The organism is Acetobacter okinawensis JCM 25146 (assembly GCF_000613865.1).
In the GTDB taxonomy this organism is placed as follows: Bacteria; Pseudomonadota; Alphaproteobacteria; order Acetobacterales; family Acetobacteraceae; genus Acetobacter; species Acetobacter okinawensis.
In genome coordinates this window covers 1-14,619 of sequence record NZ_BAJU01000055.1, presented here as the reverse complement: position 1 = coordinate 14,619, position 14,619 = coordinate 1, and the positions used below count along the sequence as shown (strand labels likewise).

14 protein-coding genes and 5 pseudogenes are annotated in these 14,619 nt (G+C 56.5%); 10 read left to right on the top strand and 9 right to left on the bottom strand.

Annotated elements, in window-relative coordinates; all coding sequences use genetic code 11:
* Positions 1 to 56: 56 nt before the first annotated feature.
* The gene (locus tag JCM25146_RS14215) at positions 57 to 515 is read right to left on the bottom strand and encodes an OB-fold nucleic acid binding domain-containing protein (protein WP_408734924.1); all 459 of its coding nucleotides are present in this window, start codon (positions 513 to 515) and stop codon (positions 57 to 59) included.
* A 5-nt stretch (positions 516 to 520) separates the two neighbouring features.
* On the opposite strand from JCM25146_RS14215, the pseudogene JCM25146_RS19775 reads away from it, so the two are divergent.
* A pseudogene (locus JCM25146_RS19775) lies at positions 521 to 3,174 on the top strand (error-prone DNA polymerase); the annotation flags it as partial.
* A gap of 50 nt (positions 3,175 to 3,224) precedes the next feature.
* On the opposite strand, the pseudogene JCM25146_RS21695 reads toward JCM25146_RS19775, so the two are convergent.
* Positions 3,225 to 3,398, bottom strand: a pseudogene (locus tag JCM25146_RS21695) (DNA polymerase Y family protein); the annotation flags it as partial.
* A 383-nt stretch (positions 3,399 to 3,781) separates the two neighbouring features.
* On the opposite strand from JCM25146_RS21695, the gene JCM25146_RS14200 reads away from it, so the two are divergent.
* The gene (locus JCM25146_RS14200; RefSeq protein WP_051544278.1) at positions 3,782 to 4,993 is read left to right on the top strand and encodes a restriction endonuclease; all 1,212 of its coding nucleotides are present in this window, start codon (positions 3,782 to 3,784) and stop codon (positions 4,991 to 4,993) included.
* Positions 4,994 to 5,257: 264 nt separating this feature from the next.
* Here JCM25146_RS14200 and JCM25146_RS24670 read toward each other — a convergent pair whose 3' ends face one another.
* Both JCM25146_RS24670 and JCM25146_RS24665 read right to left on the bottom strand, forming a co-directional pair.
* Entirely contained in the window at positions 5,258 to 5,593 is a 336-nt protein-coding gene (locus JCM25146_RS24670; protein WP_277909615.1) for a LysR substrate-binding domain-containing protein, read from the bottom strand.
* A complete protein-coding gene (locus JCM25146_RS24665) occupies positions 5,593 to 6,150 on the bottom strand; it encodes a LysR family transcriptional regulator (RefSeq protein ID WP_277909614.1) in 558 nt (185 codons plus the stop codon). Before JCM25146_RS24665 ends, JCM25146_RS24670 begins: the two co-directional genes overlap by 1 nt.
* A gap of 115 nt (positions 6,151 to 6,265) precedes the next feature.
* On the opposite strand from JCM25146_RS24665, the gene JCM25146_RS14190 reads away from it, so the two are divergent.
* Positions 6,266 to 6,595, top strand: coding sequence for a YciI family protein (locus JCM25146_RS14190; RefSeq protein WP_025828836.1), 330 nt, complete (start codon positions 6,266 to 6,268; stop codon positions 6,593 to 6,595).
* Between the two features lie 55 nt (positions 6,596 to 6,650).
* Entirely contained in the window at positions 6,651 to 7,538 is an 888-nt protein-coding gene (locus JCM25146_RS14185) for an MBL fold metallo-hydrolase (protein ID WP_025828835.1), read from the top strand.
* A 194-nt stretch (positions 7,539 to 7,732) separates the two neighbouring features.
* On the opposite strand, the gene JCM25146_RS24250 is transcribed toward JCM25146_RS14185, so the two are convergent.
* On the bottom strand, positions 7,733 to 7,942 hold the full coding sequence (locus JCM25146_RS24250) for a hypothetical protein (protein WP_242401167.1): 210 nt from the start codon (positions 7,940 to 7,942) through the stop codon (positions 7,733 to 7,735).
* A 145-nt stretch (positions 7,943 to 8,087) separates the two neighbouring features.
* Complete coding sequence (locus tag JCM25146_RS24245) at positions 8,088 to 8,582, bottom strand: SDR family oxidoreductase (RefSeq protein WP_242401166.1); 495 nt, start codon at positions 8,580 to 8,582, stop codon at positions 8,088 to 8,090.
* A 145-nt stretch (positions 8,583 to 8,727) separates the two neighbouring features.
* On the opposite strand from JCM25146_RS24245, the gene JCM25146_RS14175 reads away from it, so the two are divergent.
* Positions 8,728 to 9,648, top strand: coding sequence for a LysR family transcriptional regulator (locus tag JCM25146_RS14175; RefSeq protein ID WP_035372734.1), 921 nt, complete (start codon positions 8,728 to 8,730; stop codon positions 9,646 to 9,648).
* A 144-nt stretch (positions 9,649 to 9,792) separates the two neighbouring features.
* A complete protein-coding gene (locus JCM25146_RS19755; protein WP_025828832.1) occupies positions 9,793 to 10,560 on the top strand; it encodes an SDR family NAD(P)-dependent oxidoreductase in 768 nt (255 codons plus the stop codon).
* Between the two features lie 267 nt (positions 10,561 to 10,827).
* Here the strand turns inward: JCM25146_RS19755 and JCM25146_RS24240 are convergent, their stop codons facing one another.
* Positions 10,828 to 11,772 carry an alpha/beta hydrolase gene (locus tag JCM25146_RS24240; protein WP_242401165.1) on the bottom strand — a complete coding sequence of 315 codons (945 nt, stop codon included), beginning with the start codon at positions 11,770 to 11,772 and terminating at the stop codon, positions 10,828 to 10,830.
* Here JCM25146_RS24240 and JCM25146_RS14160 point away from each other — a divergent pair.
* From JCM25146_RS14160 to JCM25146_RS19745, 3 genes and pseudogenes are all read left to right on the top strand, one after another.
* Positions 11,771 to 12,202: pseudogene (locus JCM25146_RS14160) on the top strand (ParB/Srx family N-terminal domain-containing protein); the annotation flags it as partial. The gene JCM25146_RS24240 and the pseudogene JCM25146_RS14160 overlap by 2 nt on opposite strands.
* Before the next feature lie 25 nt (positions 12,203 to 12,227).
* Positions 12,228 to 12,554, top strand: a complete 327-nt coding sequence (locus tag JCM25146_RS22605) for a hypothetical protein (protein WP_159102007.1) — start codon at positions 12,228 to 12,230, stop codon at positions 12,552 to 12,554.
* Complete coding sequence (locus JCM25146_RS19745) at positions 12,512 to 12,841, top strand: helix-turn-helix domain-containing protein (RefSeq protein ID WP_081774886.1); 330 nt, start codon at positions 12,512 to 12,514, stop codon at positions 12,839 to 12,841. Before JCM25146_RS22605 ends, JCM25146_RS19745 begins: the two co-directional genes overlap by 43 nt.
* Here JCM25146_RS19745 and JCM25146_RS25280 read toward each other — a convergent pair.
* Positions 12,838 to 13,518: a type II toxin-antitoxin system prevent-host-death family antitoxin gene (locus tag JCM25146_RS25280; RefSeq protein WP_456303748.1), complete on the bottom strand. Its 681-nt coding sequence runs from the start codon at positions 13,516 to 13,518 to the stop codon at positions 12,838 to 12,840. The two genes, JCM25146_RS19745 and JCM25146_RS25280, sit on opposite strands and share 4 nt — an antisense overlap.
* Before the next feature lie 281 nt (positions 13,519 to 13,799).
* Between JCM25146_RS25280 and JCM25146_RS14140 the strand changes: the two are divergent.
* Positions 13,800 to 14,201 (top strand): annotated as a pseudogene (locus JCM25146_RS14140) (conjugal transfer protein TraG); the annotation flags it as partial.
* Here JCM25146_RS14140 and JCM25146_RS25275 read toward each other — a convergent pair.
* Positions 14,199 to 14,545: pseudogene (locus tag JCM25146_RS25275) on the bottom strand (IS110 family transposase); the annotation flags it as partial. The pseudogenes JCM25146_RS14140 and JCM25146_RS25275 sit on opposite strands and share 3 nt — an antisense overlap.
* Positions 14,546 to 14,619: the final 74 nt, after the last annotated feature.

Genomic DNA, 14,619 nt, shown 5'->3' with positions numbered 1-14,619 from the left:
GGCGCTCAAACGGGTCATTATCGCGACGACGTGACTCCGGTTTGCGGCTTCGTTGCTCAGTGGAAATTGCGCGATCTGACGACTAGGCGTTCACTGCCAGAGTCTATGTCGGCTGTGGTGTCTGCGGAGGATCGGTTCCCGACATCCGCCAGCAATTCCGATAGGTCCCTGATCTCCTGCGCCACCAGATGCACGACCTCGCCCTCCTTCTGCAGCATGCCTTTTACGGCCAGCATCTGTCCGCCCAATACTATCCGTCGGTTCGCATCGAATAGATCCGGCCAGATGATGACGTTCATGTTGGCCGTCTCATCCTCCAGCGTTAGGAATACTACGCCTTCCGCCGATCCTGGTCGATGCCGGACCAGCACCAGTCCCGCTACGGTGAGACGCTTCCCGTCCTTGGCGTTCAGGGCCTGTCGGCAGGGTAGGATGCCCTGTTCTTGTAAATCCTTTCGCAGAAAAGTTAGGGGATGATCCCGCAGGCTCAAGCCAAGCCGGTTGTAATCCCGCACCACCTCTGCCCCATTTCTCGTTCCTGCGCGGGGCGTCTTCTCCGATCGAACTGTTTGCGCAGGCAAAGGCTCTTGGCATTGAGGCACTGGGCATCTGTGACCGCAATTCCCTAGCTGGGATGGTGCAGGCCCATGTCGCGGCAAAAGAGGTCGGGCTCCGACTTGTCGTGGGCTGCCGTCTCGATCTGGCCGATTTCCCGCCCGTGCTGGTCTACCCGATGGACCGGGCCGCCTATGGCCGTCTCTGTCGCCTGCTCAGCCTCGGCAAAGCGCGAGCCGGAAAAGGCAAATGTCACCTTCTCTGGGAGGATCTCGTCGCCTGGGGTGAAGGCCAGATCGTCGTCCTGATCCCCGACACTGCGGATGACGCCTGCGCCCTGCATCTGCGCAAGCTGAAAGACGCCTTTGCCGATCGGGCCTATATGGCGCTCACCCTGCTGCGCCGTCCCAATGACCAGATGCGGCTTCATGAACTGGCGAACCTGGCGCATCAGGCACGGGTGCCAACCGTTGTAACCAATGACGTGCTGTTCCACACCCATGACCGGCGCATCCTGCAGGATGTCGTGACCTGCATCCGGCACAACACGACCATTGATGAGGCAGGCTTTGTCCGCGAACGTCATGCCGACCGCTATCTCAAACCACCACAGGAGATGGGTCGACTGTTCGTGCGTTACCCCGAAGCGGTTGCCCGCACCATGGATATCGTGGAGCGCTGCCGTTTCTCGCTCGATGATCTGGCCTACCAGTATCCCGATGAAGTCTCCGTGCCCAGCCAGACGCCCCAGCAGGCGCTGGAGGCGCTGACATGGGAGGCCGCAGTACGCACCTACCCCGAGGGGATTCCGGACGAGGTTCGCAAAAGCCTGAACCATGAACTCGACCTGATCGGGCGGATGAACTACGCACCCTATTTCCTGACGGTGAACAGTATCGTCCGCTATGCCCGTTCCCAGGACATTCTTTGTCAGGGTCGTGGATCAGCCGCTAATTCCGCTGTCTGCTATGTGCTCGGCATCACGGCCATTGATCCGGCCCGCAACTCGTTGCTGTTCGAACGCTTTGTCTCCGAGGAACGGGGCGAACCGCCGGATATCGATGTGGATTTTGAACACGCACGCCGTGAGCAGGTCATCCAGTGGGTCTATGAGCATTACGGGCGTGACCGGGCAGCCCTGACGGCCGTGGTGATCCGCTATCGCGCCAAGGGGGCCTTGCGGGATGTCGGCAAGGTGATGGGATTGCCGGAAGATCTGATCCGCACACTCTCGGGCCAGATCCACGGCTGGGGCCGCAAGCTGGACGATGATGCCCTGACTGACAGCGGTATTGATCTGTCCGACCGGCGCATCCGTCTGACCCTTGATCTGGCCCGCTGCCTGATTGGCATGCCCCGCCACCTGTCACAGCATCCCGGTGGTTTTGTGTTGACGCATGACCGTCTGGATGAACTGGTGTCCATTGAACCGGCCTCCATGGAGGCCCGCCAGATCATCGAGTGGGACAAGGATGATATCGACGTCCTGAAATTCATGAAGGTCGATATTCTGGCTCTTGGCATGCTAACCTGCATGAAAAAAGGGCTCGACCTGCTGGCGGACCACAAGGGCCAGCACTTCACGCTTCAGAGCATTCCGGCCGAGGATCCGCGCACCTACGCCATGATCCGCAAGGCCGACACCATCGGTGTGTTCCAGATCGAGAGCCGGGCGCAGATGTCCATGCTGCCACGGCTCAAACCGCGCGTCTTTTATGACCTCGTCATTGAAGTAGCGATCGTAAGGCCCGGCCCCATACAGGGGGACATGGTGCATCCGTATCTGCGTCGCCGCGAGGGCCTTGAGCGCGAAGATTATCCGACACCAGAACTGGAAGCGGTTCTAAGTAAAACGCTAGGCATCCCGCTGTTTCAGGAACAGGCGATGCAGGTCGCCATGATCTGTGCGGGGTCTACCGCCGCCGAGGCCGATCAGTTGCGCCGGGCCATGGCGACCTTCAAAATACCGGCACCGTCTCGCAGTTTCAAAGACGTCTGATTGACGGTATGCGTGCCAACGGCTATCCGGAAGAATTTGCAGAACGGATTTATCAGCAGCTCGAAGGTTTTGGCTCCTACGGATTTCCCGAGAGCCACGCGGCCAGTTTCGCCATTCTGGCCTATTCGTCATCGTGGATGAAATGCACCCATCCGGACGTGTTTCTGGCATCACTCCTGAATTCCCAGCCGATGGGGTTCTATGCCCCGGCACAACTGGTCCGCGATGCGCGGGAACATGGCGTGGAAATCCGGCCAGTTTGTGTGAACGCATCACGCTGGGACAGCACACTGGAAGGACCGGAAAGGCCGGATGGGATGTTCGCCGTGCGGCTGGGCATGAGTCTGGTGAAAGGGCTGGCCAACGACGATGCCGCCCGCATTGTTGCCGCACGGGCCTCACGCCCGTTTACGTCGATCGATGATCTGTGGCGTCGGGCGGGTGTCAAAGCGGCAGCTCTCACCCATCTGGCCGAGGCGGACGCGTTCCGCCCTTCGCTCGGACTGGTACGGCGCGAGGCGCTATGGGCGATCAAAGCTCTGCGCGATGAACCGCTGCCCCTGTTTGCGGCAGCGCAGGTCACGCGGGAAGCGGAGGAACCGGATGTGTTGCTCCAACCATGCGGGATAGGTCGTCACCTGCAATTCGGCATAACGTGGTGCCAAGGGGCTCATCCGAAAATCCCGTGCAGAAACCAGCCCTGCGAGCCGGTCTCGCCATGCTCACCGTCACCAGCACGGTAAAGCCAGAAGCGTTCTCCGCTGGTGTCCTCCACCCGGAAGTAATCTCGGGCGATGGTCAGTTCCGCGTCATTCTTCCACCATTCGCCGAACACGCGTTCCGGAACAACCGACGTACCTCGCCCGTCTGGATTGCTGACGAGCGTTACTGGGAGATACCCAAGTCCTGGTTCAATGACTTCGTGGAACGAGCCCTCACGACCTTCGGTGTAGTCTACGTAGTCCAGCCTTGCCGCGAGCAGGAGAAGTGTTCCCCAGCCTGTCTCAACGCTGTTGGACACGAGTGTCAATGCTCCTGCATGGGGCGCAACCACGGATCCGGCAACGACCGGAGTTGGTTCGAGATTTCCGAGACATTTGCCACGCGATGGGGTAGCCAGATGCTTGCCTGCCGCCTCATGAGGACGCTAGGGGAAAGCAAATGACTGTCGATCGGCGCACAGCAAAGACAGAGCTACCCGGTAAATTAGGGGAACGGAATGAGACTATGTCTGACGGAGGACAGGATCCCAGACCCGCCTCGCAGACACCATCCGATGCCGAACTTGACGGTGTGGTCACCAACCTGCAGCGCTCGATACAGGAGTGGGCGACACGTCACGAATTGTGGTTCGACTGTGGCTTCCAGTCCTACGCTTATCGGGTCCAAGGAGAACCCGAGGAGACCCCCGTCGTCACGATCCTACACTTCGATGGGGACCTCGGACACGCGCTCGATGGTGACTTTCATGGTCTCGACATGGAGTTCTGCGAACTGCTTGAACATCAGGGGTTCTGGCATGAGAGGATTGATAGCTTCAGCGCTCACATATATCCCGAGGACAATAGCCGGTTGTTCCAGCCGTTCCTCAATCGAGAGAACTGGCAGTGGGTGTGCGGACTGATCCAACAGGACATCGCGGACGTCTATGAGGATCTGTATTTACACTTCGCGAAACGCCCGGAGGACCTTCACCGTCTGAGCTGGCGGGAATTCGAGACGCTGCTTTTCCGAATTTTCCAGTCTCAAGGGTTTACATGCGAACTGGGCCCCGGCTCGAACGATGGCGGCGTCGACGTCCGCCTACTGCAGCGGGATCCATTGGGCGACATACTGACATTGGTCCAAGCCAAGCGCTATGCGCCCAAAAATAAGATCAATATGTCTGCGGTCGCAGCGCTCCATGGTGTTGCCGATGTCGAAGCGGCTCAGAAGAGTATTTTTGTCACTACCTCCAGCTACCTTCCCTCGGCGCGAAGGTTTGCTGGCCGCACCCGCATCCCTATGACGCTTGCGACCTCAGCCGATGTTCGCGATTGGTGTCGCGATGCGAGCGAAGGGATCATCCGCGACAAATCGAAGCTGGTTACGCCTCAAGCAGTCTCTTTGTTACTCCAAAACCTCGCCTATAGAGACCCACGCATCGTCCATGCGTCAATTGGCTACTCAGTTATCATGAACCAGTTCGCAATCGTCCTGAAAGAAACGAAGCACGCGGCACTACTAATGATCATTCCTTCACGGACGATATCTGATGACGGCTACGGCCAAAGGGGGTATGAGGTGCCCGAGATTGGCCCAGCATGCCTTGAGCGTCTAAAGGCCGATACCGTATTTCGTGCGAAGAGATCCGTCCATAACGGCAAAGTAAGCTACTGGAGCGGTCAGAACCTATATTTTCCATGGGATGGCGTCCCTAGGCTTTTTGACCTTTACTAGCAGATGACGAATGGTCGTTTCCGAAGTGAGTTAGTCGAAAGTTACGGCGAGGATCAGAATAGGGTGAAAACCCTTCGAGAAACTCATCTTTTTAGATGTCTGGTTTTTCTGATCGGTCTCTGAAAAGCCAACAGACCACAATCCTCTCCAGAGCAGACAGGTAGGATACGCCTCACATCAGTCATAAGAGAATATGTTTGATCATCTGGAAAGCGGATAGTTGGCAATAGTTCTCGTTATCTGCCGAGAACGCCGTAAAGAGGCTTAAGCTTGGAAAGCCTGTTGAAGCTCGGTCACAAAGACCCGCAACTTTGGGGTCATAACCGGACCTGCGTTATAAAGCAGGTGCATGGGCCTGTCCGGAACTGTCCACCTCGGCATAAGCCGGACAAGCCGTTTGCTTTTAATATCAGGAAGCAGGGCCTGCTCATAACCCAGCAGAATACCATCGCCAGCAAGTGCTGCAGAATGCAGAACACTTGAATCATTACTGATTATCCTCCCGGAGACGGTTACAGGCCGGGTAACGCTCCCTTGAGAAAAGTGCCAGGTCGTTACAGCGCCGCCGGAATTTTCATACACGAGACATTCGTGGCGCATCAGTCATCGGGCTGCCCTGGAAAACCGTGTTTTTCCAGATAGGTGCGAGCCGCGCAGATGACCCGACGATAGGCCGTCAGAGGACGACTGACCGCTGTAAGGTCCGCCTCCAGTTCACCAATTCGGATCACAGCCTCATGACCATCCATTGTGGGGTGAACCAGTTGGTCTGTCAGGGACAAATGAACTTGAATTTCTGGATATTTTTTCTGAAAGTTGTGAACAAATGGCAGCAATACTGTTCGCCCAAAGGTGACGGGAACACTGACAGATAATGTGCCACGCGGTGTGCCAAGCGTATTGGCTGCCAGACTGTCCGCTCGTTCAACTGCTTTCAGGACAAGGCGACACTGCTCGCAATAGAGCCGGCCTGTTTCGGTCAGACTTTGTCGGCGGGTAGTCCGATGCAACAGACGTGCACCAAGGTGGCGTTCCAGAGCCTCTATATGCTTGGCTACCATCTGCGGCGACAAAGTCAGATTCTGGGAGGCCGCAGCAAAGGACCCCAATTCCACGACCTTGATAAAAATCTTCATGCTGGTTAACCGGTCAAGCATTCATCATCCCCAGTTGTGACTGATGTCTCGTATCGACAATTTATCCAGCGAAAAAGAGGAATATGCTGAAGGCTTCGAGTGATTGGCAAGTCCGGTTCTGGTGGAGACTTTCGAAATGCCTGTTTATCTTGTTCGCATGGATCACCCTGATGGCGAGGGATGGGGGCAGCATGTTGCAGCACACGTGTTGTATCTCAGGCGCCTTATTCAGGAAGGCAGACTGCTGGCCTCCGGTCCGTTGAAAGGCACCCCATTGCGCTCCGGCTTTCTGATTATGAAAGGTGCCAATCGGCAGGAGATTGACGCGATGATTGCCGGTGATCCTTTTGCATTAGAAGGTTTGATTTACGATCTGCGCATTGAAGAATGGGATCCTCTTTTCGGTTGCCTTTCAGATCATGGGACAGGGGCTCTCCCGCAAGAATTGAAGTCTATTTTTCCTTGATGGCGACAGTTCTGTATTTTTTTAAGGAATAAAAACGAGAGAGGGCCTTATGCTTCTGAACGATCTTCAGTGGTATACTGTGGGGGATGCCCGTATTCTAAAAATACAGGATCTGATGCTGGCTGCACTCTCTCCAGAACAGTTGCTTCCAGATTGGGACGAAGCAACGGCTCTTCAGATTTATCCCCGACTGCCTGAAACGCTGGATAGTTCAGAAACGAAAGTCCTTTTGAGCGTTCATAGCTGGCTTATTGAGGATCGCGGTCGGAAAATTCTTATTGATACGGGAGCTGGAAATAACAAAGCCCGTCCTGCTGCCCTGTATTTCGATCATTTACAGACCGTGTGGCTTGAAAATCTGACGCGCGCTGGTATCCATCCAGAAAACATCGATTTTGTTCTTCTTACCCATCTGCATGTCGATCATGTCGGGTGGAATACACGCCTACAAAATGGGGCCTGGGTTCCGACCTTCCCGAATGCCCGATATGTCTTTTCTAGAGCCGAATATGATTTTTTCAGCAATCCGGCTCATGATAGCGTCCGCAATAAAACCAGTTTCATGACACGCATTGATAGCGTTGATCCGATTATCTCGGCGGGTCTTGCAGATCAGATTGACGTGGACGGATCGGATGTTCTCGAAGGAATTTCCTTTCATCCCACACCCGGGCATACACCATATCATGCATCTGTTGTGCTGAGGTCAGGCGTCGAGCACGCCCTCTTCACGGGCGATGTTATGCATCATCCTATTCAGGTGTGTGTTCCGGAGTGGAGTGCTGTCTTTGATGCAGACCCTCAGACAGCCATTATATCACGCAAATGGGCTTTGAATTACGCTGTCGAATACGATGCGACAGTATTCACATCACATTTCCCAATGACATCTGCTGGCAGAGTCATGACAAGTGACCAAAATATGAGCTGGTCCTTCCTCTAGAACCTCCATTATGTTGGCATTTTACGTCATTCATTATGAATATTTTTCTTGCCCCGAAATGTCTTGTCCACTCAGCGATATATGATGCGACTGCCAGATACTGCCTTCATTGTTGAGATGATCGTCAGGAAAAGGATTACGCGAAGCAGACGGCGACCAGAGTTCGCGATGCCCGGAACTGATCATCCGAAAGCTCACGCTTCCCTCATCCATTGCGTAAATTTTTGCGTCCAAGCCGGGTTCCAGCGTGAGAGTGCGGGACGGTTGTGAATCATGTCGTCGGCCGACCACTGGATGCGGCGCATATCCATTTCGGATATGACTTCGTTGTCCGGACACAAGATGTAGAAGTCCTCACTGAATAGCCGCTGCAGAAAATAATCTACACCTGTTCCGCTGTCCATGCTGCCTCCGGTTTACGGTCATGAGGCCCGTCCTTGCCGTGGAAATTCATGGGGGTCCATGTATAACCTAGCACCAGAAGATGGGCCGACACTGTCCCTCCTGTGGAGACCAGAAGTTCATGTGCCAACTGCTCGGTGAGCACCTTCACTGCCGTCTTGGCGACAGAATAGGCCGCGTGGCCAGGCGGCGTAGTGATCCCTTCCTTGGAGCAAGATTCACCACAGCCGATGGACGATTTGCGGCGATCATATGCGGCATGAATAAATGTTGTGCACTGAGGACGGCGCGAAAATTGACGTTGAGAGTCCGGTCCCATTCATCGGGTGAATCCCATGGACCGGCTTTGCTTAGCACACCAACATTATTAACCAGTAATCCGACGTCCCCAAAGCGGGTTAGCGTTTCATCACGCAGGCGCAGAAGCACTGTATCATCGGCCACGTCACCCATGACAGTCAGTACTTCAACGGGAAGCGTGGACGCTAGCGCCTCCAGCGCGTCTCCGTCCTGATCAAGAAGTGCCAAGCGCATCCCTTGGGCAGCGAATTCTCGGGCAAGAGCAGCACCAATGCCTTTTGCTGCACCGGTGATGACTGCAACACGATCCTTGGCGACGATTTTCCGAATTCTTTCCGACATTCACGTTGCTCCTTCTGTCTGGGTGGCCAGGAAAGACGATTGATCCAAGGATCCTAGCGCAACCTCATAAGGCCTGTAATTGAGTCAAACGGCACATGGTGTATGTTTATACTCAACAGATATGAACGAACGAGCGAAACGCATCATGCATCTTTCACGTGGAGATCTGGGAGATATCAACCTGTTCTGCGCCATCGCCAAAACAGGTGGCTTTCGCAAAACTGCAGCAGAACTGGATCTTTCTCCATCGGCCTTGAGCCACGCTATCCGCGGACTGGAAAAGCGTCTGGGTGTACGTCTCTTCAACCGGACCAATCGCAGTGTCACGCTAACACCAGCTGGACGGGAATTGCTCTCGCATGTCACGTCAGGCCTCTCGGAAATCACCAATGGGCTTGAAGCGCTCAATCGCTTTCGGGACCGACCTGCTGGACAGCTACGTCTGAACGTACCAACTGACGCCGCCCGGCTTGTTCTGGCCCCGGTCATTGCGCGTTATGCGGCCCTTTATCCCGAAGTCCGTCTGGAAGTCGCGGTGGAGGACGCCGTGGTGGACATCATCGAACAGGGTTTTGACGCGGGTGTTCGCTATGGTGGCACAATACCGGAAGACATGATCGCGGTCCCGCTCTGTCCCGATCTACGATGGGTGACAGTCGCATCGCCTGCCTATCTTGCTTCAGCCCCACCGCTTCGAGGCCCGGCTGACCTACACCAGCATCGCTGTATCGGGATCCGGATGGGAAGCGGAAAAATCTACCACTGGGAGCTGGAACGCGGCGAGGAGAAAGTCTTTTTGGACACGGACTGGTCAGTGATTGTCAACGAAACCGTTCTGTCTATCGAGATCGCCGAACGCGATGGGGGGATCAGTTACAACCTTGAACGCCGGGCAGCAGTGCAGATCGCAAGCGGGTCACTCGTCAAGGTTCTGCCCGAATGGGCCTCCATGGGCCCGCCACTCTTTATTTATTATCCCAGCCGGCGACAGCTTCCTGAAGCATTACGGGCTCTTATTCGCCTGATACAGGGGCAAAAACCTGATCAGAACGTAACAGGTGAATAAAAACGATCACTTCGTTGATTTTAGCTCTCCGCCTAAGGCATAGATTTTCACTGATTTCGCGCTTAACTCCACAAACAAGTGGCGACAGACATGACCATCTGTGTGTTGTCCCGTTTTATAAAACTTGTGGAAGAGTGAAGACAGATGAGCAAACTTGCCATGATCAGCGGATCGTCTTCGGGTATTGGTTTCGAGATTGCACGTATCCTCGGCGGCATGGGTTATGACCTCGCCATTTCAGGGGCCAGTGATAAGATCCACGACGCCAAAACAGAACTCGAAAAGATCGGTGTAGCAGTCTATGCATTTCAGGCAGATGCCGCGACTTATGACGGCGTCGAAGGGTTCTGGCAGTTTACGAAAGATCTTGGACGAAACGTCGATATTGCCGTTCTCAATGTTGGCATCGGTCTGGGCGGGGCCTTTGTTGATAACAGGCTCGAAGATGATTTCCGGGTTATTGCCATCAATATCTCCGGAACGGTGCATCTGGCTAAGCGCGTAGTGCAGCACATGGTGCCCAACAAGGCGGGCCGGATCATGATTGTGTCCTCCCTCTCGGCAACCACACCGACACCTTACGAAACTGTCTATGGTCCTTCCAAGGCATTCGGTTTTATGTTTTCAGAATCCCTTCGAGAAGAGCTTCGCGATACGGGCGTCAGTGTCACAGCCCTGCTCCCGGGTGCCACAAACACGCGTTTTCACAAGAACGCCGGCATGGCCACCAGCAAGATCGATCATGGGGCCAAAAATGATTTGCATGTTGTGGCGCAGCAGGGTGTCGACGCTCTCATGCAAAGCGAAGATAGTCTCCGTCACTCTCGGAGCCGTTCACCAAAGTCATACAGCACTGCTTCCACGACGGTTCCACACCGACTTGATGGCCCGGATCTCCGTATCAGCGGCTAAACGTTGATTGACTGATATAAAAGATAGAAACAAGATGGTCTGAATTCGCCTTCAGTCCAGACATAGGCCGCTCCGACCCACATCTCGATAGCGGACACAACTAATTCAAACCCGATCAGCCGCCGTGCTCACTGAGCCAGCTCGCGATCGCGCCGACGACCTCACTTTCGATGCCGTAAAAGCCATGTGGTGAGAGCGAGCCGCAGGCTTTCGCTGACCGTTCGAAGCCTCCCCTGACTGTGAGCATGCGCGCGTCTGGCGAGCGCGTCATGGCAGCGACGATGCGAGGCGCCATCTCGGGAGGAGCCACATCGCAAGCGTCATCGCGGTTGGCCACCACCAAAGCAGGAACCCGCACGGCCGACGGTCGGCGTCGAACACAGTCTCGGTACTCAGCCGACCCGGTATGGAAACGGATTCCGTAAGCACTACGCCCGAGATCGAGTCTGGCCGGGCTCGGGCGGCGCCATTCATCGCCGCGATGGTTCCCTGACTCGTGCCGATCAGAAACACAGGCGCTTGGACGTGGTTATGGGCATATGCGACCAGCTCTTCGACCAACTTGCCATAGACCGGGGAACTGCGTGCACCCCTCAAATTTGCCTGGGCGATGGTGTCAGGGATCAGCACGGCATAGCCCCTTGCGACCCAATCCTCTCGTGTGCGCACGACGAAATTATCATCGTGGCGAAGGTCGCCGTCACGTTGCACACCGATCTCGCCGGAGCCGCCTGGCAGCATGATCAATGTCGCCCGCGGTCGGGGCGGGGCGAGGTAGAGGATGCGCTGAGTCAGCCCGTTTTCAAGTGGAAGATCCGTCACCCACTCGTTGCCCCTAGATCCCCGCCACGAAGACTGCTCAGCCGACGCTGGTGTGGTGAGTGCGATCACAGTTGTTACGGCGGCAAGAATAGCGGTTTTTAGCATGGCCGGAGATATTCCAAAGACAGGAACGCTGATATGATCGGCGAGTCCTGAACGCTCACGATCTCGTTGGCTCACGCCTACAACCGGGTCATTCACTCTTACGTTTGCAAGTTCCGAAAGCGGACATTCAGCCCTACCTCCATAGCCGATATTTTTCAGCCGATAAATAGGGGATAGTGTGGTGTGAGTGTAGCAGTCAGAGTCAGAGTGCTGCGCGGGTTTTCGTGACGGGTTGAGAAGGTAGGGGAGAGTCTCCTGTCCGCCCGTCATGGAGTTTTTCGCCATGGCGACCGCTATTCCCAAAATTAGCCTGAGTTCGTCCCGCGACATCCCGTTCAACCGGCTGGTGCTGTCCCAGTCCAATGTGCGGCGGGTAAAGTCCGGCCTGTCGATCGAGGAAATGGCCCGCGACATCGAGCGTCGCGGGCTGCTGCAGAGCCTGAATGTCCGTCCCTTGCTTGATGATGCTGGTGTCGAAACCGGCAGCTATGAAGTGCCCGCCGGCGGACGACGCTTCCGTGCCCTTGAACTGCTGGTGAAGCAGAAAAAACTGGCGAAGACGGCTCCGGTGCCGTGCGTGGTCCGCGAGGCCGGATCGGCCATTCTTGCCGAGGATGACTCTCTGGCCGAGAACGTCCAGCGCGTGGCCTTGCACCCGCTGGACCAGTTCCGCGCCTTCCGTGACATGCTGGAGAAGGGAATGTCCGAGGAGGATCGACGGGCTGGATGAGGTCAGTCGGATGGCATTGCTGGCGCACTGCCTGCGCACGGTCAACGGTCTCGGCTTCCTGATGCAGCGCGTTCAGAGTCTCGGCGACGCGCGGTGTGATGAGCGTGTTCATGGAATTTCCTTTCCTCGGTCGTGCAAGAAGGATAGGAAGAACCACGAATGGCGTCATTACGAAGGTTGGACAAATTGTTATCGGATTCGGACAATGCCGATCCTCAGCTATCCCCATAAAGAGAACGAATGGATCGAGCCGGACGACATTGATCGCCCGGTCGTGACCTTCTCCATCTGCCGATGCCGTGCGACGCCCGCCTACGTCGCATCGCCGATCTCATAATGGCGACGCCGGGAGACCGTGCGACGCTGGACATCTGGGCGAAGCGGACGGGCATGAGCGAGCGGAACCTGGCGCGACTGACGGTGCGGGAGACTGGCATGAGCTTCGGAAGCTGGCGCCAGCAGCTCATGGTCATGCTTGCCGTCGGGCGGCTTGCGGAGGGCGTTGCGATACAGCAGGTCGCCGCCGATCTCGGCTATGAGAGCGTACCCAGCTTCGTGACTATGTTCCGCAAGACGCTCGGCGCCGCGCCCGGCCGCTACATGGCCGCGCGTCAGGCCGGCTAGCCTGGGCGGGGTTCCCACGGGTTGAGCAGGGGAACCCCGCATGGCAGGAAATCCGCGACGTTGCGGGTCACGACCGTCTTGCCATGAACCAGCGCGGTCGCGGCGATGAGCGCATCGCGTTCCGAACGGGGATCGGGAACATGGAGCCGGGCGCAGCGCAGGGCCACGGACGTATCGACGGGAAAAATACGCCCTTCGAACGCGGGAAGGACATGCTGTTCCAGCCAGGTCCGCAGGATCGTGCCGGTGGCTCCGTCGCGACGCTCCACGCGCAGGATGCTGGTTTCCAGTTCCATGACGGTGATGGCGGAGAGATACAGATCGTCCGCTTCCACGCTATCGGCCAATGCGCCACGTTCGGGTCGGCCTTCCCGGCGCGGATTTTTCTCAGTTCTGAAACGACGTTCGTGTCCAGCAGGAACATCAGGAAAGATCGGCCGGGCGGAGCGTGATATTGGCGCGAGGAGGATCGAATGCGATGTCCGCCGCGTCCGGCATCGCCAAGCGTCCGCGATCTTGCGCGGGTGGTGCGTCAGACGGCGGTATTCCTCAATGCTGAGCAGGACATGGGCCGTGCGTCCCCTGTCGGTGATGAACACCGGGCCCTCGGCCGCCGCCTTCTTGGCCCGGCTGGTGTCCTGGTTGAACTCGCGGCTTGAAAGCGTGGTGATGCTCATGTCCGGCCTCCCGACTGTAATGTAGGAACATTACTACATATTGGGAGGCAGTGCCAGAAAATCTATGTCCGATCCGGGTTCGGGTCATCGTTGGTCGAAGATTCCATCCCGCCAGAACCGTCCGGTATCGTTCGACTCCCGCGATCTTCATCCAGCATGACGAAGGCCCGGCCCGCACCGGGCAAGTATTTTTTCCCTGCCGTTCGCCGGGATGCGACGACGCGGGAAAAGTCCTTGCGGATCGGAAAATGGCCGCCCGACCTGTCCTTGCGCAAGGAGGAATGAAAATGTCCGGCACAAAAATTCTCTGGGGCCAGATCGCGCTGGTCCTGTCCCTGATTGTCCTGTCCTGGTGGGCGGTGACCCAGTGGACGGCATGGGAACTGGCCTTTCAGCCTGAACTGGGGCGGCCCTGGTTCGTGCTGTTTCATCGTTGGCCGGTCTATGCGCCACCGCTGTTCTTCTGGTGGTGGTATGTTTTCGATGCCTATGCACCGAATGTCTTCGCGCGCGGGGCCTGGATCGCAGGGTCCGGCGGCGTGTTGGCCTTTGCCGCCGCCGTGGCGCTGTCCGTCCATCGCGCCCGTGAGGCCAGGAAGATCGAGACCTATGGATCGGCACGTTGGGCGGAGCTGGAAGAAATTGCGAAAGCCGGCCTGCTCGACCCGGACGGGGTGGTGCTGTTCTTCGGTCTTGATCGGAACAAACATTGTATCAGGGTGAGTTGCCGCCACACAGATCGCCGCCGCATCAACAGCGTCATTCTTTTTGCCTTTTTTCACAAAAGGTCGGACCGATCGGGGGAGACGAGTTTGACATCATGACCCGCGCTGCTGATCACCCGAGCCCAGTAATGAGCAGACCCGCAGGCTTCCAGGACAACTTCGCAGCGTTCAAGTTCTGCAAAAAATGCAGACACTTCACTCCGCCCAAGCTTGCGTTTGAAAACGCACTTTCCACTTGCGTCAGCGCCATGAGCCTGAAAAACGGATTTGGCAATATCCAGGCCAATTATGCTAGCTTTCATGCGGATGGTCTCCTCCTGATGGTGCATCAGCCTCCATCATGGCACATTGATGCCACAAGGAGGCCGTCCACCCC